The organism is Brevundimonas sp. P7753 (genome assembly GCF_013386595.1).
GTDB classification, from domain to species: Bacteria; Pseudomonadota; Alphaproteobacteria; order Caulobacterales; family Caulobacteraceae; genus Brevundimonas; species Brevundimonas bullata.
Map to the genome: position 1 here is coordinate 1 of NZ_JACARP010000174.1, position 448 is coordinate 448.

General features: G+C 64.3%; 1 pseudogene. It reads right to left on the reverse strand.

What is annotated here, in order from left to right:
* Positions 1-448 (reverse strand): annotated as a pseudogene (locus HX774_RS18790) (TonB-dependent receptor); the annotation flags it as partial.

A 448-nucleotide genomic window follows, 5' to 3' on the forward strand; every position in this document is an offset into this window, starting at 1 on the left:
CGTGGGTTTCAGCATCGACCCGGCTTCGTCAGCCTCAAGCCATGTGGCGATGGTCGTCGAAGTGAAGACATCGTTCGGCGTCCACCGCAGCGAGGCGCGCAGATTCTGATTGTTGATGTCGTAGCTGCGCTGGCCTGTGGCGACGCTGCGGAAATAGCCGTCGCGTTCCGTCACGCGTCCGGCGAGGCGAAGCGCCGCCTTGTCGCCCAGCGGCAGATTGAAAGCGCCTTCCAGGTCCTTCAGCGCATAATCGCCCAGTCGCCCGTTGACGTAGCCTTCGAGCACGTCTGTCGGCGCCGCCGGTGTTATGAGCACGGCCCCGCCGGTGTTGTTGCGGCCGAAAAGCGTTCCCTGAGGTCCGCGAAGGACCTGAACGGACTCTAGGTCATAGAGGGTGGCGTTGCCGCCGCCCGCGCGTGAGGTGCCGATCTCTGCGAAATAGACGCCG